This is a genomic window from Bacillus sp. GMa5/1 (genome assembly GCF_050172015.1).
Lineage (GTDB): Bacteria > Bacillota > Bacilli > Bacillales > Bacillaceae_G > Bacillus_A > Bacillus_A cereus.
On sequence record NZ_JBNLYC010000018.1, the window covers coordinates 19,167 to 44,399 of the forward strand.

Sequence of the window (25,233 nt, forward strand, 5' to 3'; positions counted from 1 at the left end):
GTTTTTTCATGTTATTGCGAGTGGGAAGAAGAAATGAATTTAAAATACAAATGATCATGAATTGGAATAGCAGCTCCAATTCCTTGAGAAGTAATATTTTTCACAACAAGTCTTTTTTGATTTCCCTTTAATACAAGATACACTTCTCCAAATGTTACTTTTCCTTTTTCATTTACTGCTGGTGTATAAGCGTATAAATATCCGAGTTGACTCGGACTAATATTATACACACGCTCATGTCCAGTACCATAACCAATGGTCGTTTTAAACGAAAGGGGTAATTGTACTTTTTCAAGTGCTTTGAGAAGCATCATTTTTTTCACATCTGCAGCATCTTTCATATCTGCTGTTAAATCGCCTTCAACCGTCTTTTGTGTTTCTTGCTTATAGCGAAGTGGATATAAACGGTCTCCTCCGCGATTATCATACACATTTCGATTCACTTGTTTATATTCCCAATTAATCGATGTGTCTACTGATTCATAATGTAAAGCCCATTGACCCAAATAAATTTTTGCCCGATACCCTACTGCAAGCGGCGCATTTGAAATTGTCGTTTCATTAAACATCCGAATTAAGTCTGGATTTTCAATTTTAATATTAGCCGTTTTCAATAGCTCTTGAGCAAATTTACTTGGTTGTAAACGTGGCAAATCTTGCGCATCATTTGGAAATGTATTGTCTTTTGAAATATTTAAAACAGATGAAGGCATTTTTGTTCCTACTGTTGTCTTTGCAAAACTCATGTTAGGAAATAATAAAATAAACGAGACCATAGTTGAAAGACATATGCTGTATACTCGTTTCACCTGTCTGGCTCCTTCCTATGTAGGTATATATACTACTTCGTTTATTGTTTTCTCTGAGCGCAATTGTTATGCCTATTTTTCATAATAAATAAAAACCAATTCCCATAATGACATACGCCGCTAGTAAAGTGCCACCTTCAAACCAGTTTGTATCTCCATCATTGGAAATCGCAATCGTTAAGAAAACGGCTGTAATCATAGACACAAGTTCTGGTATAGTAAATACTAAAGGCATCCTTTGCGCGAAGAACATAGATAGCAATACTAATACAGGAGCAACAAACATGGCGATTTGTAATGTAGAGCCTATTGCAATTTCGACTGCAATATTTACTTTATTTTTATAAGCCATAATAATTGCAGACGCATGTTCCGCTGCATTCCCAACAATCGCAACGATAATAACCCCTATAAATAACTCTGACCAACCAAATGACTTTGCAACAGTTTCAAAAGTATGTACGAGTGCCTCTGACACATAAGCTACTGCCAGTGTTGCTATCGCTAAAATAAGGAGCGCCTTCCCTTTTGACCACTCTGGCTCTTCTTCATGCGCTACTTCGTCACTTTTATGTTGATATACACCACGGTGCGTAACTAACTTAAATAGTAATGCAGCAAGGTACATGATAATCATAATAATAGAAACACCTATACTTAATTGATACGTCTTGCCAGCGTCCATCTTCATTGAAAAGATCTCTGGAATAACAAAGGCCACAACAACAGCAAATATTAATAAAGCTGAATTATGCCTTGCATCATATACATTAAAACTTTGTCTTTTGTATTTAAGACCTCCAACAAAGAAAGATAACCCTCCTACCAATAATAAATTTCCAAGTACAGAACCGGTTAAAGAAGCTAACACCACTTCAATTAACCCTGCTTGAAGTGCAAAAATTGAAATGATAAGTTCAACAGCATTACCGAAAGTAGCATTTAATAATCCGCCTATTCTAGGACCAGAAACAATTGCTAGACTCTCTGTTGCTCTCCCCATAAAACCAGCTAATGCGATAATCGTAATACAATACACAGCGAACATAATTGTTTCTGGCCAATGAAGTGTTTTTCCAAGTACAGATAGTGGTACACCTATAAGCGCTACTATAAGAAATATTTTATTAAACATGCTTTTCATCCTTCCATCGTATGTATTTCTCCTCAATATTATTATTATTCTTCTCCTAACTTGTCCGATTTCATCACAATTACGTTTAAAAAATCGGATTGAAGAAAACAGTATGAAAGATATTTAAATTATCTTGTTTAAACAGACAGAATTATAAATTGTGAAAAGGGGTTAAAATTATGCACTTAAAAGAAAAAATCGCAACTATTATTCAAGGTCAACGTACTGGTGTATTATCTACAGTACGAAATGAGAAACCTCATAGCGCCTTTATGATGTTTTTCCATGAAGATTTTGTACTATATGTTGCAACAGATCGACAATCAAAAAAGATAACAGATATTGAACAAAATCCTAATGTCCATGTACTACTCGGACGAGAAGGAAAAAAATTAGATGAAGATTATATTGAAGTTGAAGGGTTAGCTTCAATCGAGGAAGACTCAACATTAAAAAACAAGTTTTGGAATAATAGCTTAAAACGTTGGTTACTCGGTCCTGAAGACCCTAATTACGTATTGATCAAAATCAATCCCGACACAATTTATTACATTGATGGTGCGGGTACGACGGAGCCTGAGTTTTTACGACTATAAAATAAAACAAGCCCCCCTTAGGTGGGCTTGTTTTGTCGAAAAGTTCTTTTAAAAAAAATAATAAAATAGGTGGAACTTTCCAAAGATTCTGTTATATAATAGCAGTAACTTAAATAAACTGTATTAAAACAGATTGAGAGGAGAAATAAAATTGATGAAGAGAGAAGAACGCAAAAATATGATTGAGTTTATTGAAAAGAAAAAAGGGATTGAGCGTGACGAATTATTGTTTATGACAGACGATGAAGTAGAACATATTTATAATGTAACGTACTTTTTATATGAGGAAATTGCAGAGTAGTATAATAATCCCCACCTTATTAAAAATATAAGGTGGGGATTATTTCGTTATTTAGCCCACTATTTACAGGCAGTAAAACTCCCACCTTAAAATTCAGGTGGAGCAAGAAGTTAAGTTGAAGTCGCACTTCCTATAAAGCTCAATTGCTTCAACTTTATACATGAGAATCATTTTCATGTATAATACTGTAAGATTGGAGGAATTTTACTATGAGTTCGTGGCTCTTATTTGCACTATTATCAGCAATTGCTGCTGCCCTTGTATCTATTTTTGGAAAGTTTGGTTTAGACGGCATCGATGCAAACGTTGCAACAACAATTCGATCTATTATTATGGCATTATTTATGATAGGCGTTATTATCATACAAGGTAAATTTCAAAATATCGGCGACGTACTGCTAAATAAAAAAGCACTGCTATTTATCACATTAAGTGGGGTTGCAGGTGCTTCGTCATGGCTATTTTATTTTCTTGCCCTCAAAACAGGAAAGGTTTCACAAGTAGCTCCTGTCGATAAATTAAGCGTCGTATTTTCTATCATTCTCGCTATGATTATCCTCGGTGAAAAGTTAAACTTTATGACCGGTGTTGGTGTAGTCTTTATTACAGCTGGTGTATTATTTATTGCTTTCAGCTAAAAAAACCGCTATTAGCGGTTTTTCTTTTTCTTTATGTACAACCATACAACACATGTAACAACTGCTGAAATTAATAAAATCCATATTCCATAATGATGTAAACTATACTCAACGAAGCGCCACTTCTCGCCTAACTTCCAGCCAAGCCCAATAAAAACACTTATCCAAATGAGCGCACCACCGTAAGCGTACAAACAAAAACGCCAAAGTGTCAAATTTGATACCCCAGCAAAATATGCCGTTAAATGACGTACTCCCGGTATAAAATAACCAATCATTAAAAGAAATGGCCCATATTTTTCAAATAAAATATGTGTTTTTTCAATGTGATGTTCTTTAATTCTAATTTTCGGCCCATATTTCTTTAAAACAGGGAGCCCAAGTTTTAAACCTAATATGTAGCTTAACGTGATCCCTAACATCGCACCAGCCATCCCACTTAAAAAAGCAGCAGTTCCTGACATAACTCCTTTTGAAACATTATAACCAACAAAGGTCAATAAAAACTCGTCTGGTATCGGTAATCCGACAATACCACCAGCCAAAGCTATAACAATTCCAAAATAGCCATAATGCGCGATTAACTCGCCAATATGTTGTTCCATTCGGAAGACACATCCTATGCACGATCGTTATTCCACATTGTACCCTTTCTATCTTTAAGGCAAACATGGTATACATATTCACTATACATTGTTTTTATAATGAACTCTACTTCTATTCTTTCCTTTAACAGAGATAAAGTGAAACTTTAATCAGTGGGAGTTTTGTTCATCCTCTACTAATTATTAACCTATGCCAATCTTGCTTCTACAGACATCCCGACTCCCACATAACTTACTTACATTCAACAATTTTGAGATTAGATTCTTACTGCCCGCAAATAACCCGATAAAAAATAAAAATTCATATGCGTGTTTTTTTGTTACAATAAAGGAAAGTTACTTTTCGCAACGGTTTAACTCTCAAGAAAAATGATATATCTAGCAAAAACATAGTTTGGTCTATATAATGCAACTTCTACCTATTAAAAGAACATACACCCTTTTACATACGACATCATTTTTCTAAATTATACAGGGGGGAACGAACATGACCATTGAAAATCAATTTATTCAAAAAGTTTACTATAAAACATTTTTAACAGAAGAAACTTCTACTCCTGCATCGGAAGTACTCGGTGAAGCATATATAAATGAATCTAAAAATGAATTCTCCAACATTTCTAATATTCGATTTGCTCAAGGTGAATTTTATTATCAAAATAAAGATTTTGAAGCAGCTATATTTAAATGGGAAAAAGTAAATAATGCTCTTGCACTTTGGGCGACAAAAAATATTGCAGATGCTTATTTTGAACTAGGATTCTTACCAAAGGCAGAAGAAATTTATCAATCTATTCAAACGGAAGATACAACTCTTACGATGGAGGTTTCCTTACAACTTCTTTCTCTTTATATCGAACAAGATCGTTTAGGACTCGCTTTTAAGACGATTAGTGAAGCTGTTGCATTCCAACCGGATTATCCAAATATTACTGCAATTGCACGTTCTTTCTATGAAAAACAAGAAGATTGGAACAACGCTATCGAACTAGCTGTTCAAGAAGGTATTCGAACACAATCTTTACACTGGTTTGATACGTTAATAAATTACATAAACAAAGGATTTACAAAAAATATTAAGCCTGAATATTTCTATGAGTCTTTAAAAGCTCTATATGCTGTTGATCAAGCTCAATTTAAAGAGCTTGTTATTGCTCTTTGGAATAGCTATCAACATGAATCCTTATACCTTCCTTGGATTCAAAGTATTAATCATTTATTCTTGCATATTGAAACAGACAATAATGACGATTGGAATGAAATTTCTACTCGCTATCAAGAAACATACTTTGCATTAATTACCGGAAATCATTTTATGCATGAATTAAACGGACTTGTACCAAATTTATTAACAAATTGGTTTAGTTTAACGAAAGCAAAAGATTCTCTAGTTGTCTCTGCAGCAGTGTTAGCATGGAATGAAGTCTCACCTACAACTTTAGAATCATTACTCGTAAAAAGTGCTGGATCCTTACTTTCTAATACATCAGCTGAAGCAGATGTAAATATGGAAACAGTTTCTCATTTATTCGAAACAATCGCTGTATGGGCTGAGAAAAATGATGTAGATTTAAGTCATCAATTTACGCTACTAGTCCATGAACTATGTGATTTAAATGTCACACCACTACTAATAGCCGGAACTAGTGACCATGATAAAACATCATTTGTTAATTCAATATTGGGAGAGAACATCTTAACTGAAACTTTAACAACTCCTATTCTATTTAAAGACGCTAGTCAAACTGAAATAACAGAATTTACCGAGTTAGATATACGAAATATCCCTAACCTTGATGAATTCCATCAAATAACGGCTACATCTGCTCAGTCAGAACTTGAGAAAAAATGTATAGAAATTAAGCTACCAAGTAGGTTTTTAAGAAAAAATAAGTTTACATTTCTTCTTACACCATCCATTCAAGAGCAATTGGATAAAAACAATGCATACTTTGAATACTTACAAGCAGCAGATAGTCTTGTTTACGTATTAAATTCTTCTTCACCATTGCATAGTAAAGAAATTGATACATTAATTTATTTACGTGAACAAGTACCAAACTTACAAATTCACTTCGTATTACACACAAATAATACGACTACTAATGAAAAACTAATTAGTAAACTTAAAGTACATTTTCCAGATGCACAATTCTTCCCATACTCTCCTTCGCAAGAGAGTAGCCAGCAACTTGGAGATGTAACAGAATCTATTCTCTCTAATCTTGCAAAACGCGATATAGAAAAAGAACGTATAGAAAAGCTAATATGGTTTACACAAAAGACAATTGCTTATCTCATAAATGAACGTGTGGAATTAGAAAATACATTAGTAAAATCCGTACGCTGGAATAAACACATCTCAGTGAAACTTACTGGATTTATTAATAACCTTACTGCTCTTGAAAAAGATAAAATTCGCTCTATTACCGAATCCTATCTTTTAACGAAAGAAGAAATTACACGAGATATACATTCTCAAATTCCTGAATTATTACAGAGTTGCTCTGATCTTGTTCAAGAAGATAGTGATTTCAAACTAGTTCATGAAGAATTAAATGCTGCAATGAATGAACGTGTTCAAAAGCATGTACAACAGGTACTTCTTCCTAAATTTACTGGGTCTATTCAAGAATGGATTGAAACAGCACATAATGAATTTATTCAAGCTCAAGCTTATTTAGATGAAATGAGTGAAACGTTTAATAAATTATATAAAGAAGAACGTATGAAACTTCCTTGCGATTTCAAATTATTAGATGATTGGAATCGAGATGTTGCACGAATGACAAATCGAATTACAGTAACGAACATCAATATTTTATTACGCTTTACACCGACACAGTTTTTCTTAAAAAGTGCCGGAAAATTATTTGGTAATATGCAAAAAAACCAATCTATGCTCGCCAACAAATATAAACAATATATTGAAACAGAAGACTATACAGAAATTGCTCACACAATTTCCAAACAATTCTTCCTTCAATTTGAAGTATTTGAAGGTGCATTAGAACGTGATATCATGATGTTCTTCAAAGATCCACTTAATATATTGAAACAAAATGTAGATGCAGCTCAACTTGAGATACAGGAAGACGAGCAAACATTAGCGACGCTAAGAAGCAATCCAGAAACATATCATGATCCTTTGGCGTTATTTAAACTACAATTACTACAACATAAATTTGTTTTAAGTACTACAAAGAAACATGAAGATATCTCTGTATCAAACGAATCTCCTACTGTTTAACAAAAAAACCAAGCAAACTAAAATTTGCTTGGTTTTTTTACTTTATTATTTTCATATGTTCAAACGGATAATAAATGCCTGCTAACTTTCCTAACACATCTTCTCTATCAATAAAACCTAAACCATTTCTACTATCTTTACTTATTAAGCGATTATCTCCCATAACAAAAATCTTATTTTTAGGAACTGTAATCGGTCCAAAGTCCTCTGTTAAATTCATAAGTTTTTTTTCTGCTTGTTTTTTATTACTATCCAAATACTCTTCATCTTTCACTTCAGAATTTACATATAATTGATCATTTCTCATCTCAATTATATCTCCAGGCAATCCAATCACTCTTTTGACATAAAAATTATCTGTTTTCACAACAATAATATCTTCTCTCCCATAGCTTTCAAATTGTTTTGCTAACTTATTAACAATCACCTTATCTCCATCTTGCAACGTTGGCCTCATAGATGCTCCTTTTACAGTCGTCGGAAAAAACACAAAAATTTTCGCCAAAAACACCAATAAACATGCAATTGCAATAGTTCCAAAGAATTCACGCCAACGTTTTTTCTTTTGCATCATTTCACCAACTCATCATCTTTTTACTTTTATTATAAATAATACGACCGATGATTTTCTACAAAATTCTGAATTATAAAATTATAATATTAGAAATTTCAAAATAAAAATACTAATCAAATTAACAAGCAAAAAAGATACTCTCAAAATAGTCTATCCACTATTTTGAGAGTATCTTTTTATAATCCCACATATATAATACACATTTGAGCAGCTACATATGTAAACCAAATCCAAAGTGGCTCATACTTCAATTTACGCCCTCCGATATCTGTCACGCCAATAATGAAATCAGAAATTACAAACAGTAAGCCACCAAACGCTGGTATCCACCATATCCCTGTATTTTCATAATATAAGGCGAATGCAAAGCAAGCCATTCCTCCAACCCACAATCCGTAAATTAGAGCTCCTATCGTAAACAACTTATCCTGTTTATCATTTCGGATAAAGAAGAACCATCCTACAATTAGAAAGAGCCCATATACGAGTAAGCCAATCCAAAAACCATTCCATGAAATTCCTGTTTGCAAAAATGCTTTTACATAAAAACAATGAGCAACAGCGAAAGTAACCATCCCTCCAATTAATCGATGACCAATTGGAATCAGCCCAGCCATAAACAAATCTCCCACAGTTGATAAAGTCATACCAAGTGCAACCCACGTACTATACTCTACAGATGGATCTTGTAACCATATGCAAATTGCACTACCTGTTAAAGAAAAACTAAGAATAAGACGAATTGCTAAAGGTAACGGCATATTATCTTTCGTTCTTTTTGTCTGCCCCATTGCATAAATTGCACCAATAAAAAAAAGAAATATTTGCCCAATTAACACCACGTAAAGTAGATTCATAATATTTTCTCCTCAATAAATGCTTTTTGTATCTTTTTTCGTTACACTTAGTCTATTATCCTTTTTCTATAAAAAAAGAAGAACAGTACTGTTCTTCCATTGTAATCGCTTTTCTGCTCTCTATGCTACTTGTTTTTCTTGCTCCATTTTTTGCTTAGCTGGTGTCCTATTTACCACAATGATTCCCGCGGCTACACATGCTAAACCGAGTAGCACAAATGAATGAATTGCTTCACCTAAAATCATGCTCGATAATAACACACCAAATACGGGTATAAAGAACATATACATAGATACTTTTCCAACCTTGTTATACTTCATAATTGTATTCCAAATGCAAAAACCAGCTGCAGATAAGAAAGATAAATAAATTAGCATAAGTAGTGCATGTAGACTAAATGTGAATGGCATGACTCCAACTTGTAAAGCCCCTATACATAATAATCCTGTAGAACCAAAAATCATTTGGTATGCTGTCATATAACCAATATCTAATGTTTTACTACCTTCTTTTGCTAATATGTTTCCATATGAATACAGCATTGCTGCACTAAGAAGTAATAAGCTTCCGATCCCAAAATGAAATGATAAGCTACCATCACTCGGCACATTTACTAAAATGACGCCACAAAAACCAATAGATACCCCAATTAATTTTCGCATATTGAGAGCATCATCTTTATATAAAAAATGGGCGAGTAAAATTTGAAAGAATGATGATGTTCCTGAAATGATAGCTCCTTCAATTCCTGAACTATAACTCATTCCAATGTAAAAACAGATATATTGAAGAAACGTTTGGAATAAACCAATTTGTATTAACTGTTTCCCTGTTCCTTTTTTGAAGCTCATATCTTTTCCTAACACTTTAAAGAATAATAAGAGCATGACTCCAGATAAAAAGAAACGATAACCGGCAAATAATATTTGCTCTCCAACTTCTTGTGGTTGAATTCCAAGTTCAACATAACTTAATTTAATAAAAGGAAATGCGCTTCCCCATAAAAAAGTTGCTACTATTGCAGCAATAAATACGCCAATCGGATGGGTAAAAATTTTCTCTGTCTTCACTTGTTGTCTTCCTTTCCGATCTTTTTATGAACAATATTCATATATACCAGAGGAGTTGCGAAAACACAAGTTTTCCGTTTATACTTGAAACAAAACCGTACCATCTCATAAAAACATATGATATACTATAGAATAATTACAACATAAGAACTATTAAAAACAGATTCAACAGAAATGCTGCTATCCATTATGGATGGCAGCTTTCGTCGTTTTATAGGGGTTTCGATTTTGATTATTTTTCTCAATAAGAATGCGGAAGGAGCGGGTAGTAATGAACTCAGAAGTAAAAACGTTACAGTCAAAAGAAACAATTTCTCATTCCTCTTTATGGGACACATTAAAAAAACATTATGAACTTGTATTTGCAGTAGCATCTGGTATTTTTATTTTAGTTGGCTGGTTATTCACAAAGAACGATGTAATGAATGTAGGTATTACTTGCTATATCCTTGCTTATATAGTTGGTGGATATGCAAAAGCGAAAGAAGGCATTGAAGATACGATTGAAGAAAAAGAGCTAAATGTTGAAATGCTAATGCTCTTTGCAGCTATTGGTGCTGCAATTATTGGCTACTGGGCAGAAGGGGCTATCTTAATCTTTATCTTTGCGCTCAGCGGTGCTATGGAATCTTATACATTAAGTAAGAGCCAAAAAGAAATTTCCGCTCTTCTTGACTTACAACCCGAAGAAGCATTACGCATTTCCAACGGAACGGAGGAACGTGTTCCTGTTGGAGAGTTACAAATTAACGACATTATTTTAATTAAACCAGGTGAACGTGTTCCCGCTGACGGTACGATTCATAACGGTGAAACAAATATTGATGAAGCAGCAATCACGGGAGAACCTATTCCAAATGAGAAAAGACATGGCGATGAAGTATTTGCAGGTACTGTAAATTTACGTGGTGCTATCGAAGTTAAAATTACGAAGCCAAGCGATCAAACATTATTCCAAAAAATTATCCGTCTCGTCCAAAGTGCACAAAGTGAAAAATCACCATCACAACTATTCATCGAAAAGTTTGAAGGAACATACGTAAAAGGTGTACTACTCGTTGTTGCGCTTATGATGTTCGTTCCTCATTTCTTACTTGACTGGAGCTGGAATGAAACGTTTTATCGCGCTATGATCTTACTTGTAGTCGCATCTCCTTGTGCACTCGTTGCTGCCATTACACCAGCAACGTTATCTGCAATTTCTAACGGAGCAAGAAATGGAATTCTCTTTAAAGGTGGCATACATTTAGAACGCCTCGCTTCAGTAAAAGCAATCGCCTTTGATAAAACAGGAACATTAACAGAAGGAAAACCTACCGTAACAGATGTATATGTTCGAGAAAATATGACAGAAAAAGAAGTACTTTCTATTACAGCATCCATTGAAAGTCACTCTACACATCCTTTGGCTGCATCTATTGTTAAATATGCACAACATGCGTACGACATTACATTAAAAAAACCTGAAAAGGTTGAAGATGTAACTGGTTTTGGGCTAAAAGGAATATTCGAAAACAACGCTTATAAAATAGGTAAAGCTGATTTTATCGGTGAAGAAACAAAAACATTTCATAATGGTATTTCTGCCTCACTTGAAAAGGAAGGTAAAACTGTCGTTTATATTAGTGATGAGGGAGGCATTCTTGGACTTATCGCTTTAAAAGATACGCTTCGCCAAGAAACAATAGCTGCTATTCGTGAATTACAAAGCATTGGTGTCGAAGCAATTATGATTACTGGAGATAATGAAGAAACGGCAAAAGCAATTGCCTCTGAAAGTAATATAAAGGAATATTACGCATCATGTTTACCAGAAACAAAAGTTGAAACGATTAAAAAGTTAAAAGAAAAATACGGTACAGTAGCAATGGTCGGAGACGGTATAAATGATGCACCTGCACTAGCTACTGCTAGCATTGGTGTCGCAATGGGAGAAGGAACAGATGTAGCTTTAGAAACTGCGGATGTTGTACTGATGAAGAACGAACTATCTCGTCTTTCCCAAGCAATTCGTTTATCAAAACGAATGAACCGTATTGTGAAGCAAAACGTAATCTTTTCGCTAGCCGTTATTGCCATGCTAATTTGTTCAAACTTCTTGCAATTTTTAGCTCTTCCATTCGGTGTTATTGGCCATGAAGGAAGTACGATTCTTGTCATTTTGAATGGCTTACGATTATTAAAAGGCAGCAAATAAAACGGGTCCCTCATAGAGGACCCGTTTTTTTTAATGATAGCTATTATGACCGTTCGCACTGCTACTCGTTTTATGCTTTGGATGCGAACTGCTCTTTTGTTTATTATTACTTTTATTATTATGGTTCTTTTTATTATTACTCATGAAATATCCCCCCTGTTCCTTTTTATTATGGAACAAGAGCTCATTATTCATTACGGGAATTATTGTCACCGGTTCTATAATGGTGGAGTAAACCATTAATTTCACCGCCAAGTAAAATTACCCATCCAGTTAAGTAAAACCATAACATTAAAATAATGATACCACCGAGACCACCATATGTATTGGCGTAATTCGCAAACTTATCTACATAATAAGCAAATGAGTACGATACCACAATCCATCCTACAGTAGCAAATAACGCCCCTGAAATAACTTCTCTTCTTTTTAACTTTCGATCTGGGGCAAATGTATATAAGAAACTAAACAAAGCAAATAGCACGAAGAAACTCGCTACTAATCGTGTAATGCTCCACACGAAAGAAAAACTATCTGATAAACCGAGTGCTTTAAACACTGCTGCTCCAATAACTTGTCCGAATACCGGAACAATTAACGCAAAGACAATCATAAAAATAATAGCTAATGTAAACACAATTGATAACGCTCTTGTTGTAATAAAAGAACGTGTTTCCTTCACGTCATAAGCGCGGTTAAAAGCATTCATAACCGCATTAACACCATTTGAGGCAAACCATAACATGGATAATAAACCAAATGATAATAAACCACCATTTTGCTGGTTTACAACTTTATCTACATTTACCTCAATTAAGTTCATTGCATCATCTGGTACATAAACCTCTAATAAACTAAGCACATCCTCTGTTTGAATGGGAATAAATCCAAGAAGCGTAATTAAGAAAACGAGCCCAGGAAAAATTGCAAGCAAGAAGAAATAAGCGAGCTGTGCTGCCAAGCCCGCTACATCATCGCGCATCGTCCGGTCATATAAATCTTTACCAAACGAATAAGTACGATTTCTTCTCACCTTTTCTAAAATTTTTCTCATATATGTTTAAACGCTTTTCTTCTCTTCTTTATCTTGCTTTAACTCAATGTACGCTTCAGTTTTTTTTTCCACTGCATTTGAGTCTTTCATAAATAATTCACGCGCTTCTTTCATACCACCATCTTCAGCAACTACTGGCTCTTCTTCTGCTTTCAGCTCATCTACCTTTGGAGATACAGCTTGAATTTCAATCGTTTCTGGCTTTTCTTCTGGCTCAACTTTTTTCTTACTAAAAATTTCTTTCGTTTCTTTTAACGTCTCTACAACAGATGGCGTTAATTTTTTAATTTCTGCTACTTTCGCTTTTACCACATTGAAATCAGCAAGTTCGCGTCCTTTATCTGTAACAGTTTGCACTTTTTCTTTGATCTTTGCATTTTCACCAATTTCAATCATCTTTGTTTTTGCTTTTTCTGCTGTATTTTTTACTTTTTCACGGTTTTCTTTCTTTAACATGGATACAGCTACACCTGCCGCTACACCAATCGCAATGTTTCGAGCAATATTATTTTTCTTTGCCATATTCCTTCACCCTTTCATTTCTTATGTTAGAAAGTATTTCTTTCTAAGCTTCCTCATATTCCTTGTTCATTTCGAATGAAAGCTAATAGCTTTGCACACCCTTCTGTTACAAGGTCATATACTTCTTGGAAATTCCCTGTATAGTAAGGGTCAGGAACGTCTGTCCAGCCACCGTCTGGAACAAAGTCGGACAGCCTACCAATATAGCCTCCAGTTTTACCTAAACTTTTTAAATCTGCTATATTCTTGTTGTCCATGGCAATAATATAATCAAACTTTGTTAAGTCTTCTTTTTCTACTTGCCTTGCTTTAATTCCTTCAAAAGTGACTGCATTTTCTTTTAAAATTTTTTGTGTTCCTTTATGTGGCGGATGGCCAACATGCCAATCTCCAGTTCCTGCAGAATCAATGACAATTTTCTCTTCAAGTCCCTCTTTTACGACAAGATTTCGAAAAATCGCTTCTGCCATCGGAGAACGGCAAATGTTCCCAAGACAAACAAACAATACTTGAACCATACTTTTGTTTCTTCCCTTCTTGGTGCATTTCTTAATATATACTTATAGTATAAACAACCAATTATTAAATATAAAGGAAATCCCTACTAATTTAATGGGATTGAAAAGATTCATTAACGAAAATGATAAAAAATGTTAAGATAGCCTTATGTTATTTTAAAGGGGGACACTTCGGTGGATTTATCCGTAAAGTCAGAAGAAAACGTTGAATATATGGTCGAAGCTATTAAAGAAAAATTACGTATGGTTAATGCTGGAGCGATGAGAGCTGCTAGTTTTAACGAAGAAATGTACGAAGATTTACGTGACATTTATGATCATGTTATGAAACGTGAAACATTCAGCATTAGTGAAATGCAAGCTATTACAGAAGAATTAGGTACATTAATTAAAAAGTAAAAAAGCCTCTCTTATATGAGGCTCTTTTTTATTTCCAACAAATTCATGACAACTCATCTCTTTCCCTCAACCAACTGTAAAATATTGTACAATAGAAGTAGAACCTCATCTTAGATTTTTTCTCCATACATACTACTCACAAATAATAGCAACACTACCATTGCTAACTGTTTTTACTGGAGGTGCTTACTTATGAGCAATTGGTACAGTAAGACGAAAGATCAAACATTAATTGACCTAGAAACAAACGAACAACACGGTTTAACAGATGAAATTGTAAGTGAACGTTTAAAGCAATACGGTTCTAATGAATTAGCTACAAAACAAAAACGCACTTTATGGCAGCGTATTTTCGCCCAAATTAATGACGTCCTCGTATATGTCCTTATTATTGCTGCCCTTATTTCTGCCTTTGTAGGTGAATGGGCGGATGCCAGTATTATCGCGCTTGTTGTAGTTTTAAATGCTGTTATCGGTGTTGTCCAAGAATCTAAAGCAGAACAAGCTTTAGAGGCACTAAAAAAGATGGCAACACCTAAAGCTATCGTCAAGAGACATGGTGAACTAAAAGAAATTCCATCTGAACACGTCGTTCCAGGGGATATCGTTATGCTCGATGCCGGACGATATATCCCATGCGATTTACGCCTTATTGAAACCGCAAATTTAAAAGTTGAAGAATCTGCTCTAACTGGTGAATCTGTCCCTGTTGATAAAGATGCAATCTACCACCCTTCCATGCAAAGTGATGAACAAGTACCACTCGGCGATCAAAAAAACATGGCCTTTATGTCTACTCTTGTAACATACGGAAGAGGCGTCGGTGTTGCTGTTGAAACTGGAATGAACTCACAAATTGGTAAGATTGCTACCCTTTTACATGAAGCAGACGATGATATGACACCACTTCAAAAAAGCTTAGCACAAGTCGGAAAATATTTAGGCTTTGTCGCTGTAGCTATTTGTATCATTATGTTCCTCATCGGTTTTTTACAAGGGCGGGATACGTTAGAAATGTTTATGACTGCTATTAGTTTAGCCGTTGCAGCTATTCCAGAAGGCTTGCCAGCTATCGTTTCCATCGTTCTTGCAATTGGTGTGCAACGTATGATTAAACAAAACGTTATCATTCGCAAACTACCAGCTGTTGAGGCCCTCGGTTCTGTCACAATTATTTGTTCAGATAAAACAGGTACGTTAACGCAAAATAAAATGACCGTTACTCACTTTTATAGTGATAACACATACGATCGCTTAGAAAGTTTAAATGTAAATAATGATGTGCAACGTCTATTGTTAGAAAATATGGTGCTATGTAATGATGCATCTTATAATAAAGAATCACAAACGGGAGACCCGACTGAAATTGCACTTCTCGTTGCTGGAACCACTTTTAACATGCAAAAAGATTATTTAGAAAAAATACATGAACGTGTTAACGAAGTACCTTTCGATTCAGATCGTAAAATGATGTCAACCGTGCATACATACGATGAAAGCTACTATAGCATGACGAAAGGCGCTATCGATAAGCTCTTACCTCAATGTACCCATATTTTTAAAAACGGCAAAATCGAGATTTTAACTGATTCTGATAAAAATCAAATATTAGAAGCTTCCGGAGCAATGTCTCAAGAAGCTTTAAGAGTACTTTCATTCGCATTTAAACAATACAATTCAAACGATATGGATATAAATCATCTTGAAGAAAATCTTATCTTTATTGGTCTTGTCGGTATGATTGATCCACCACGAACTGAAGTGAAAGATTCAATTAAAGAATGTAAAAAAGCCGGTATTCGCACAGTTATGATTACCGGTGACCATAAAGATACCGCCTTTGCAATTGCCAAAGAACTTGGCATTGCTGAAGAAATATCGGAAATTATGATTGGAACTGAATTAGATAACATTTCTGATACAGAACTAGCTAGCAAAATTAATCATTTAAATGTATTCGCTAGAGTCTCTCCAGAGCATAAAGTGAAAATTGTAAAGGCATTACGCGCGAAAGGAAATATCGTTTCTATGACTGGTGATGGTGTCAATGATGCACCATCTTTAAAGCAAGCTGATGTTGGCGTAGCGATGGGCATTACAGGAACAGACGTTGCAAAAGGGGCAGCAGATGTCGTGTTAACAGATGATAATTTCTCATCTATTGTGAAGGCTGTTGAGGAAGGTAGAAATATTTATCGTAACATAAAAAAATCAATCCTCTTCCTACTCTCTTGTAACTTCGGAGAAATTATCGCTTTATTTTTAGCCATTTTACTTGGCTGGGCAACACCTCTACGACCTATTCACATTTTGTGGGTGAATTTAATTACAGATACACTTCCTGCATTATCACTTGGGGTTGATCCTGAAGATCCAGATGTGATGAAGGAAAAACCACGACATGCGAAAGAAAGTTTATTTAGTGGTAGCATTCCTTTTCTGATTTTCAATGGGGTTATCATTGGACTGTTAACGCTAATAGCTTTTATCGCCGGAGCAAAATTCTATACTGGAGATACAAATTTATTCCCTCTTTTCCCAGAACGAATTGATGACGATGCTCTATTACACGCTCAAACGATGGCATTTGTCGTTCTTAGTTTTTCTCAGCTCGTTCATTCATTTAACTTGCGTTCAAGAACGAAATCAATTTTTTCAATTGGGATCTTTACCAATAAATATTTAGTCTTCTCCCTTCTTATCGGTGTTCTTATGCAAGTTTGTATCATCTCCATCCCGCCCCTTGCAAATATATTCGGTGTACATGCATTAACGATGCGAGATTGGGGATTTGTTCTCTTATTAAGTATCATTCCACTTATTGTGAATGAGATTATTAAATTAGTGAAGAGAAACTAAAAGGCAATGAGGACTATTCCTCATTGCCTTTTCATTTACCCTACTATTTTCCGTGCAGTAAAACTCCCACCTCAAAATTCAGTTTGAGCAAAGAAGTTAGGTGGTAGATTAACTGCCCCTAAATGTCCAATTGGTGAAGGCTAATAATCGGTGGGGATGAACAAAACCCCACTGATTAAAGTTTCACTTTATCCTTGTAATTCTTTTTTAATGTTTTCAGTTAATGTAGCCATACGCTTGCGGCTTTCTTCACGCTCACGTTTGTTTTGTTCTTCAATTTGTTGTGTTTCTTGCATACCTCTTGAAATAATGTTCCAAGTTTCCTCAAGTGTTTCCATCTTAATACTAGAAGAACCTGATAATCTCGCTACTTCTACACTTTGCGTTGCGATATTTTGTGCATTTTTCTTAAGTAATTCATTTGTACGGCGATCCAGTTCAGCCATAGAATCTGCAACAAGCTTTTGACGCTTCGCATTTACCGCTTGAATGATACCATTTTTAAAGATCGGAATCGTTGTAATAAATGCTGTATTAATTTTACCAATTAATTTATTATTACCACGTTGAATCATACGAATTTGTGGTGCTGTAAGTAGTGCAACCATACGCGCTTTTTCTAAATCATCAATACGTTGCTCTAAAATTTCAACCGAGTTTTTAAGCGACTCTAATTCAATACCTGCTAATTGATCATTATTACGCACACGCTCTTCATACATCGGAACTAATTCTGTATTTAAACGCTCTAATAGCATTTCTCCTGCTACTACATACTTCTCTAAGTCTAAATAATATTTTAAGTTTTGCTCATACAAGCCATCTAACGTACCAATTGATTTTTTCATCTCATCTTGGTACTTCGTAATTTCCACATACACTTTATCAATTTCACGGCCCATCGTTTGATACTTGCTAAAGATTTGTTCAATCATTTTATCCGCTTTTTTGAACATACGTGAGAAGAAACCACTTTTCTCTTCCGCAAAGTCTTTGCTATCAAATCTGTCCATAATTTTACCAAGCTGTTTTAATAATTCACCAGAATCTTCTATCTTTGATAATGACATTGTATGTAAAATTTGATCAGCAAAACGTGAAATTTCCATAGAAGGTTCTTTTCCAAGTTCAATTAATTCTAATTGATCTTTAATATCTACCGCATTATAAATACGTTGTACATCCGCATCTTGTCTAAGTTGCAAGCGAACATCTTGTGCTGTTTGCTCATTTAATTCTGTTTTCGGATCTAGTACGACTGGGTTATTCATATGGTATTCTCCCTTTCCTTATAAAAATGGACGAAATAGTCCTTTTATTGTTTGTGATAAATTTTTATAGGCTGATGAACCATGAAACTCAAGATCGAAATTAACCTCTTCAAGCCAATGGGAATCAAATGCCCCCGCTTCAATATACGGTTCAATATCGTTTCTTCCCGTTGGATTGAAATGGAATACATCTACTCCAATTTGATTTAAAAATAGTAATAAAACAGCATCAGAACGAGTTAACTCTCCACTCTTCTCATTATTAAATATAACAATTTTCGGCACATCTTGTGAATAATCAAATTTCTCAAGCTGTTCTAAAATATTCGGTGGTATTTGAGAAAGTTGCGCGAAAACATATAGCGCTACATCTTGTTTTGTCTCTTTCGCAATTGGTTTGCACATTTCACTTTCACACGTATGGATAATCGCTTCTGCAATCCCATGTTGTAAACCTTCCGGTAAACGCTTATGCGGCCACCAATGGCTATTCATAATTAGATCAGGATGTAATTTCCCCCCACGGTCTAATGCATCTCGATAATGATATTGGAAGTTTGCTTTTTGCTCTTTCGTAAATGGGAATGTATTAACTAGTATACTGTTATCAAATGATGTAACAGCCTTTAATCGTTGAAAATACTCTTTATCATTCTTTGAAACGCCTGATATTTTCGCAAATAAAGAAGGGATATAAATATGTTTATTTTCAACAAAGAATGTCGGGCGTACAAACGCCTTTTCTTTCGTAATTAAAAAGAGCTCATCATATGTTGTTTTTAGTGTACGAGCTACAGGCGTATAGGAACGGAATTGCCACGGCTTGTACAGCAGTGAATTATCGTGGTGAAGTACTTGCTCAATTTCTTTTGAAGCTTGATACGCTACTGTTGCCACACGCTCGCGGCGGCGATCTGGAAATGGTTCAAGAGAAATACGGCCTGGATGAGACACAATAAAGGTCCTTCCCTCTTCATCAACATTCTCAAATCCATCTTTTCCTTCTGGGTGATAATAAAGCACATCACAACCGAGCATAATAAGAAAGTATAAGAAATATATACGGCTTTCCTGTGCATCACCATACCAAACGATACGCGGCATCTGTTTCTTATAATTAATCGTAGAAAACCACTTCGCTACATAATTTTCGCTTAGTTTAATTATGTCGATTAAGAAACGACGGAAGCCTTCTGTCTTTAACGACTGATTATGTTGTTTCTCATATAATTTCAATAGTGAAATAAACGTCGTATGTATGTAATGCTGTAAATCAGGATTGTCTACTTTCGGTAAAAGTTGTTTCCCAGATAAGTGTGCAACTAACCTATTTACTGTCAGACCATTTGGTGCTTCTTGATGTAATCCGAACACTTCTTGAATATGACGAAGCTTTTCCGAATCAATCACTTTGTTTAAATTTTGTTCGTGTAAAACTTCGATTCCTTTCGCTTCACTATAATCAAACAGTTCATTAAAATATTCATCTACATCATTAGGAACGCCAAGGATTCGACATGCTATATAACTAAATTTCATCTCATTCTCTGTCAGTTCATATTGTGGACGTTTTTCTAAAAGCGTTTCAAATTGCTTTAAATCTGATTCATCTTTTAATGCATATGGTTGAAGTGTAAAACGTGAAAACACAACAGTTCACCTCCAAAAACAGTTACGTTTTTTCTAAGTCCTTCTTCTATTATAAACTATTTTTTGTTATAAAAAATGGGCGCTCGCAAAACGAGCAAACCCATTTCAATTATTTATTATCTTCTTTAGTAGCTGCAACTTCTTCTTTAGCTTGTCCAGAATTCTTCATGTAGTGAATTATAAATGTTGCTCCAAATGCTACAACTAAAATAATAAAGAATAGTGTATGACTAATCTCAATCTCGATTAAAGACAGTAACATTTTCGATGCAATAATTAAGATTAAAATGTATGCTGTCGTTTCAAGCTCTGGAATACGCTCTAATAATTTCAAGAATACACCGGCAATACCACGCATCATTAAAATACCTAGCATTCCGCCTAATAATAAAATCCAAACTTCATTAGATACACCAAATGCAGCAAGTACACTATCTACAGAGAATGCGATATCCATTAATTCGACCATTGCAACTGTTCCCCAGAAGACACCGAACATTCTGAAGAAAATACTGTTTTGGTTCATACCATGAGCTTCCTCTTCTTCACCTGCACCTTTACGCTTATCAATAAAGTATTTTACTGATAACCAAGCAAGGTAAAGTGCACCAAGAAGTTTTACCCACCATAATTTAATCAAGAACATTCCGATTCCAATTGCAATAAAGCGGAATATATAAGCTCCAATAAGTCCATAGAATAATGCTTTTTTACGTTTCTCTTCAGGAAGGTGTTTTACCATTACCGCTAACACAAGTGCGTTATCAGCAGATAACAACCCTTCAAGTACAACAAGTGTACCAATTAATCCCCAAGATACTGGATCTTGCAACACTTTAATCCACATGTCCAAGTCGAAAAACTGAGCATACGTATCAAGGATTCCTTGCAAAATACTCATCTTACCTTTATCCCCTATTCTTTGCTAGATTTATAGAAAGGTCAAAAAAAGGAAACGAATATCGTTTCCTTTCTATGCATCCAAGCCATACGCTCTTACAAGCGCACCTAAACCACCTTGGAATCCACTTCCTACTGCATTAAACTTCCACTGTCCATTATGACGGTATAATTCACAAAAGACAACTGCTGTTTCGATAGAGAAGTCTTCCCCTAAATCAAAACGAAGAACTTCTTCGTTCGTCTCTTCATTCGCTAAACGAACGAATGCGTTTCCTACTTGTCCAAAGTTTTGATTACGGCCTTCCGCATCATAAATTGTAACTGTAATAGCAATTTTATGAACGTCTGCTGGAACCTTTTTCAAATCTACAACAAGTTGCTCATCGTCGCCTTCGCCTTCACCTGTTCTGTTATCGCCAGTATGTAAAACTGATCCACAAGGAGACTTTAAATTATTATAGAAGATAAAATCAGTTTCCTTCGTACATTTCCCGTTCGCATCTAATAAAAAAGCAGATGCATCTAAATCGAAATCGTCTCCGCCATCATAAGATTTAATATCCCATCCAAGACCAATTACTGCTTTTGTTAAACCAGGACTCGTCTTACCTAAATCAATCTTCTGTCCTTTTTGTAACTGAATAGCCATTTATATTCACCTCTATATTTTTATCTTTAAAAATATACCCATCAGTAAACATGCATTTCACCAATGGATATATAAATTGAATCTATTACTCTACATCTAAACCAAAGTTATTACATAGAGACGTTAACCCACCTTGGAATCCACTTCCGATTGCATTGAACTTCCAATCACCTGCATGGCGGTATAATTCACCTACTACTACCGCTGTTTCAATAGAGAAATCTTCTCCTAAATCGTAACGAATTAACTCTGCATTCTTTTCTTCATCGAGAATACGTACGAATGAGTTAGAAACTTGACCAAAGTTTTGGCTGCGGCCTTCTCCATCATAAATTGTAATTGTGAAACAAATACGTTCGATGTGAGCAGGAACATTTTTTAAATCGATTTTAATCGCTTCATCATCGCCTTCGCCTTCACCAGTTCGGTTATCTCCTAAATGCTCTACAGCACCATTCGCACCTTTGGGATTATTATAGAAAACGAAATCTTCTGCTCCTGAAACTTTACCGTTCGCACCTACTAAAAAGATACTAACATCTAAATCGAAATCAGCTTGTCCATCATAACGATTTGTATCCCAGCCAAGCCCTACAAGTACCTTTGATAAACCTGGATTTGTTTTTGTTAAATCTACCTTTTGTCCCTTTTTTAAAGAAATAGATGCCATTTAAAAATTCCTCCTTAGTTTATCCTATTGATAACGTGATACAATCTCACTTAAGTTTTTATCTTGCGTGCCTTCTCCAACTGCTGAAAACTTCCACTCATTTTCGTAGCGATACATTTCTCCTGCAATTAAAGTTGTTTTACTAGCATAGTTTTCTGATAAATTATAACGTGCTAATTCCTCACCTGTATGAGGATTTTGAATACGAATATAAGCGTTACGAATCATACCAAAGTCTTGACGTCTGTTTACACAGTCATAAATATTTACAACGAATACTAAACGGTTAATACGACTTGGGACTTTATGTAATTCTACAAAGATTGTTTCATCGTCACCTTCGCCTTCACCTGTTAAATTATCTCCTGAATGAATAATACTACCACAAGTAGAAAGTTTGTTTCCGAAGTAAACTAAATCATTTTTGTTTAAAAAACGATCTCCTTCTAACATAACAACAGATGCATCACAATCTATATTTGGTTTACTTCCAAATAATGAAGACAGAAATCCACCTGATTGCCCAATTGGATCCCAGCCTAAGCCAACCTGTAGTTTTGCTACTTTTGGTTGTCCTTTCGTTAAATCGATCTTTTGACCTTTTTCTAAAATAATAGGCATGAAGTTTCTCCCTTTCTACAAAGCATTTTCCATATCGGAAAATATTGTATTCTTCTCTTATATTGTAGCATTATTTACCTATTGATAAAAAGGATAAATTCTCAGTTATATGAAAACATTCATATAATTTACTTATGATGATGTAATAAGTGGTAAATAGCACCAATCATTCCTGCACAATTACCGTTTTGTGCAAGTTCAATCTCACAATTATTATAAATCTCTTGATTTAAGTATTTACTGACCTCTTCTTTTACTTCTTTTAAAAACTCATTTCCTCTATCGGTAATTCCTCCCCCAATAATAATTGTTTCTGGATTAAAAATATAAGCAAGATTACTAATTCCGATTGCCAAATGTTTAAAGAAAATCCCAACTGCTTGAGCAACTTCTCTATCTCCTTTATCATACAACTCAAAAATTGTTCTCCCATTCCACTCGCCTTTGCCTTTATATTTTCTTACAAGCCGAATTAATCCTGAAATCGAAGCAACCTCTTCAAACGTTTTTCCTTCTATTAGCATATTCCCCCATTCACCAGCACTAAATGAATGTCCTCGGTACAATTCTCCATCTATAAAAATTGCTCCCCCAACTCCTGTTCCAATGGTGAGCATAATAAAGTTCTCTTTCTCTCTTACACTACCATTCCACTTTTCTCCAAACGCTGCACAATTCACATCATTGTCAATCGATACTGGAACTTTTAATATCTCTTGCAATCTATCAATAATAGGAATAGTACTATATCCCGGAATATGATCCGCGCCTCCCGTCACAATTCCCTTATTAATATCAACAATTCCCGCAGTGCTAATACCAATTCCGGCAATAGTATGTTCATTCATTAATTTTTTTGATAAAAGAATGAGTTTTTGAATAATTTGTTCTCCGCCTAAGTGAATTTCTGTTGCAACTGTTTTACGCTTTAATACTCTCCCTGCTTCTGAAATAATGCCATACTTAATTTGCGTACCGCCAATATCAAACGCTATATACTCTTTCATCTACTGCCACTTCCTCTACCGTTATGAATGTAAATTCTCCACCTATTTGTAGGAAATCTACATTAACTCTTTTCTGCTTTGACAAATATACCACCTTTTTCTATATATAGTTTTTTTTGCATAAAACTCTTTTTCCTAAGAAATATTACAAAGGGATGTATTTTAGATGGAACATTCATTTCTTAGGAGGAAAACCATGACGAAAATCTTCATTTTAGCATCAACACTCTCTCTATCTTTTTTTAGCGGTTTAAATATCGGTAATGCTGCAACTGAAAACTTCCAACCATTAACAAACGCTATTGTACAAAATAGCAATCATTTTGCAGAAGGAAACTCAAAGGATAATAATAAACCTCCAGGAAATAACGGTTCTCAGGACGATAGTGGTTCCGGTGGCAGCGGCTCTGGTGAAAACGGTTCTGGTGAAAACGGTTCTGGTGAAAACGGTTCTGGTGAAAACGGTTCTGGTGAAAACGGTTCTGGTGAAAACGGTTCTGGTGGCGATGGCTCTGGCGGCAATGGTTCCGGCGGTAACGGTTCTGATGGCAGTGGCTCTGGCGGCAATGGTTCCGGCGATAACGGTTCTGGTGGCAACGGTTCTAGCGGCAGTGGTTCTGGTGGCGATGGCGGCAACGGTTCCGGTGGCAGTGGTTCTGGCGGTAACGGTTCTGGTGGCAATGACTCTGGTGGCAGTGGTTCTGGCGGTAACGGTTCTGGTGGCAACGGTTCTAGCGGCAGTGGTTCTGGCGGCAACGGTTCCGGCGGTAATGGTTCCGGTGGCAGTGGTTCTGGTGGCAATGACTCTGGTGGCAGTGGTTCCGGCGATAACGGTTCTGGTGGCGATGGCTCTGGTAGCAACGGCTCTGGTGGCAGCGGTTCTGGCGGTAACGGTTCTGGTGGTAACCGTTCTGGTAGCAACGGCTCTGGTGGCAGCGGTTCTGGCGGTAACGGTTCTGGTGGTAACCGTTCTGGTGGCGATGGTTCTGGTGGCAGTGGCTCACACGGCGGTAATGGCTCTCAAGGTGGCAATCGTGTTAAAGGCGATAGCAATTCTCAGGAGGGCAACGGTTCTCA

The 25,233-nt window shown here is 35.4% G+C and carries 24 protein-coding genes; 7 read left to right on the top strand and 17 right to left on the bottom strand.

From position 1 onward, the window contains the following. Positions 1-11 precede the first annotated feature (11 nt). Both ACQGSG_RS07155 and cax read right to left on the bottom strand, forming a co-directional pair. On the bottom strand, positions 12-809 hold the full coding sequence (locus tag ACQGSG_RS07155; RefSeq protein ID WP_002102695.1) for a YfkD famly protein: 798 nt from the start codon (positions 807-809) through the stop codon (positions 12-14). Positions 810-888: 79 nt separating this feature from the next. Beyond that, complete coding sequence (gene cax / locus ACQGSG_RS07160; RefSeq protein ID WP_000482133.1) at positions 889-1,944, bottom strand: calcium/proton exchanger; 1,056 nt, start codon at positions 1,942-1,944, stop codon at positions 889-891. A 179-nt stretch (positions 1,945-2,123) separates the two neighbouring features. Here cax and ACQGSG_RS07165 point away from each other — a divergent pair, with 179 nt between their 5' ends. From ACQGSG_RS07165 to ACQGSG_RS07175, 3 genes are all read left to right on the top strand, one after another. Continuing rightward, complete coding sequence (locus ACQGSG_RS07165; protein WP_000550220.1) at positions 2,124-2,540, top strand: pyridoxamine 5'-phosphate oxidase family protein; 417 nt, start codon at positions 2,124-2,126, stop codon at positions 2,538-2,540. A gap of 154 nt (positions 2,541-2,694) precedes the next feature. Beyond that, complete coding sequence (locus tag ACQGSG_RS07170; RefSeq protein WP_000817786.1) at positions 2,695-2,841, top strand: BH0509 family protein; 147 nt, start codon at positions 2,695-2,697, stop codon at positions 2,839-2,841. Between the two features lie 209 nt (positions 2,842-3,050). After that, positions 3,051-3,479 (top strand): EamA family transporter, encoded by a 429-nt coding sequence (locus tag ACQGSG_RS07175; protein ID WP_000100296.1) that lies wholly within the window; start codon positions 3,051-3,053, stop codon positions 3,477-3,479. 11 nt (positions 3,480-3,490) lie between these two features. On the opposite strand, the gene ACQGSG_RS07180 is transcribed toward ACQGSG_RS07175, so the two are convergent. Further along, positions 3,491-4,084 (bottom strand): DedA family protein, encoded by a 594-nt coding sequence (locus tag ACQGSG_RS07180; RefSeq protein ID WP_000434878.1) that lies wholly within the window; start codon positions 4,082-4,084, stop codon positions 3,491-3,493. A 487-nt stretch (positions 4,085-4,571) separates the two neighbouring features. Here ACQGSG_RS07180 and ACQGSG_RS07185 point away from each other — a divergent pair, with 487 nt between their 5' ends. Continuing rightward, complete coding sequence (locus ACQGSG_RS07185) at positions 4,572-7,334, top strand: tetratricopeptide repeat protein (protein WP_061655991.1); 2,763 nt, start codon at positions 4,572-4,574, stop codon at positions 7,332-7,334. A gap of 37 nt (positions 7,335-7,371) precedes the next feature. On the opposite strand, the gene lepB is transcribed toward ACQGSG_RS07185, so the two are convergent. The 3 genes from lepB to ACQGSG_RS07200 form a co-directional block, all read right to left on the bottom strand. Further along, positions 7,372-7,908, bottom strand: coding sequence for a signal peptidase I (lepB, locus tag ACQGSG_RS07190; protein WP_000983308.1), 537 nt, complete (start codon positions 7,906-7,908; stop codon positions 7,372-7,374). A 176-nt stretch (positions 7,909-8,084) separates the two neighbouring features. Further along, positions 8,085-8,765: a lysoplasmalogenase gene (locus ACQGSG_RS07195; protein ID WP_001051073.1), complete on the bottom strand. Its 681-nt coding sequence runs from the start codon at positions 8,763-8,765 to the stop codon at positions 8,085-8,087. 120 nt (positions 8,766-8,885) lie between these two features. Further along, positions 8,886-9,836 carry a DMT family transporter gene (locus ACQGSG_RS07200; RefSeq protein ID WP_000845729.1) on the bottom strand — a complete coding sequence of 317 codons (951 nt, stop codon included), beginning with the start codon at positions 9,834-9,836 and terminating at the stop codon, positions 8,886-8,888. Positions 9,837-10,107: 271 nt separating this feature from the next. Between ACQGSG_RS07200 and ACQGSG_RS07205 the strand changes: the two genes are divergently transcribed. Continuing rightward, positions 10,108-12,033 (top strand): heavy metal translocating P-type ATPase, encoded by a 1,926-nt coding sequence (locus ACQGSG_RS07205; protein WP_325842812.1) that lies wholly within the window; start codon positions 10,108-10,110, stop codon positions 12,031-12,033. 187 nt (positions 12,034-12,220) lie between these two features. Here the strand turns inward: ACQGSG_RS07205 and ACQGSG_RS07210 are convergent, their stop codons facing one another. The 3 genes from ACQGSG_RS07210 to ACQGSG_RS07220 are packed head-to-tail and all read right to left on the bottom strand — an operon-like array spanning position 12,221 to position 14,127. Further along, positions 12,221-13,087: a YihY/virulence factor BrkB family protein gene (locus ACQGSG_RS07210; protein WP_001226536.1), complete on the bottom strand. Its 867-nt coding sequence runs from the start codon at positions 13,085-13,087 to the stop codon at positions 12,221-12,223. A gap of 6 nt (positions 13,088-13,093) precedes the next feature. After that, complete coding sequence (locus ACQGSG_RS07215) at positions 13,094-13,609, bottom strand: DUF4075 domain-containing protein (RefSeq protein WP_001085388.1); 516 nt, start codon at positions 13,607-13,609, stop codon at positions 13,094-13,096. A gap of 53 nt (positions 13,610-13,662) precedes the next feature. Beyond that, the gene (locus tag ACQGSG_RS07220) at positions 13,663-14,127 is read right to left on the bottom strand and encodes a low molecular weight protein-tyrosine-phosphatase (protein ID WP_000250916.1); all 465 of its coding nucleotides are present in this window, start codon (positions 14,125-14,127) and stop codon (positions 13,663-13,665) included. Between the two features lie 174 nt (positions 14,128-14,301). Here ACQGSG_RS07220 and ACQGSG_RS07225 point away from each other — a divergent pair, with 174 nt between their 5' ends. Both ACQGSG_RS07225 and ACQGSG_RS07230 read left to right on the top strand, forming a co-directional pair. Next, positions 14,302-14,526, top strand: coding sequence for a DUF1128 domain-containing protein (locus ACQGSG_RS07225; RefSeq protein WP_000366196.1), 225 nt, complete (start codon positions 14,302-14,304; stop codon positions 14,524-14,526). A 192-nt stretch (positions 14,527-14,718) separates the two neighbouring features. Further along, a complete protein-coding gene (locus ACQGSG_RS07230) occupies positions 14,719-17,385 on the top strand; it encodes a cation-translocating P-type ATPase (RefSeq protein WP_325842811.1) in 2,667 nt (888 codons plus the stop codon). A gap of 188 nt (positions 17,386-17,573) precedes the next feature. On the opposite strand, the gene ACQGSG_RS07235 is transcribed toward ACQGSG_RS07230, so the two are convergent. The 8 genes from ACQGSG_RS07235 to ACQGSG_RS07270 all read right to left on the bottom strand — a co-directional run bounded on the left by ACQGSG_RS07235 (position 17,574) and on the right by ACQGSG_RS07270 (position 25,138). Next, positions 17,574-18,656 carry a toxic anion resistance protein gene (locus ACQGSG_RS07235; protein WP_001064409.1) on the bottom strand — a complete coding sequence of 361 codons (1,083 nt, stop codon included), beginning with the start codon at positions 18,654-18,656 and terminating at the stop codon, positions 17,574-17,576. A gap of 18 nt (positions 18,657-18,674) precedes the next feature. Beyond that, a complete protein-coding gene (locus ACQGSG_RS07240) occupies positions 18,675-20,306 on the bottom strand; it encodes a YceG family protein (protein WP_000492865.1) in 1,632 nt (543 codons plus the stop codon). Between the two features lie 109 nt (positions 20,307-20,415). Beyond that, positions 20,416-21,207: a TerC family protein gene (locus tag ACQGSG_RS07245; protein ID WP_000025688.1), complete on the bottom strand. Its 792-nt coding sequence runs from the start codon at positions 21,205-21,207 to the stop codon at positions 20,416-20,418. Positions 21,208-21,279: 72 nt separating this feature from the next. Beyond that, positions 21,280-21,858: a TerD family protein gene (locus ACQGSG_RS07250; RefSeq protein ID WP_001007532.1), complete on the bottom strand. Its 579-nt coding sequence runs from the start codon at positions 21,856-21,858 to the stop codon at positions 21,280-21,282. Between the two features lie 85 nt (positions 21,859-21,943). Further along, positions 21,944-22,528, bottom strand: a complete 585-nt coding sequence (locus tag ACQGSG_RS07255; protein ID WP_325842810.1) for a TerD family protein — start codon at positions 22,526-22,528, stop codon at positions 21,944-21,946. Positions 22,529-22,552: 24 nt separating this feature from the next. After that, on the bottom strand, positions 22,553-23,149 hold the full coding sequence (locus ACQGSG_RS07260; RefSeq protein WP_001121578.1) for a TerD family protein: 597 nt from the start codon (positions 23,147-23,149) through the stop codon (positions 22,553-22,555). A 128-nt stretch (positions 23,150-23,277) separates the two neighbouring features. Next, positions 23,278-24,156 (bottom strand): ROK family protein, encoded by an 879-nt coding sequence (locus ACQGSG_RS07265; protein WP_000666107.1) that lies wholly within the window; start codon positions 24,154-24,156, stop codon positions 23,278-23,280. A gap of 337 nt (positions 24,157-24,493) precedes the next feature. Continuing rightward, positions 24,494-25,138 (bottom strand): pentapeptide repeat-containing protein, encoded by a 645-nt coding sequence (locus ACQGSG_RS07270; protein WP_426947147.1) that lies wholly within the window; start codon positions 25,136-25,138, stop codon positions 24,494-24,496. Between the last annotated feature and the right edge of the window lie 95 nt (positions 25,139-25,233).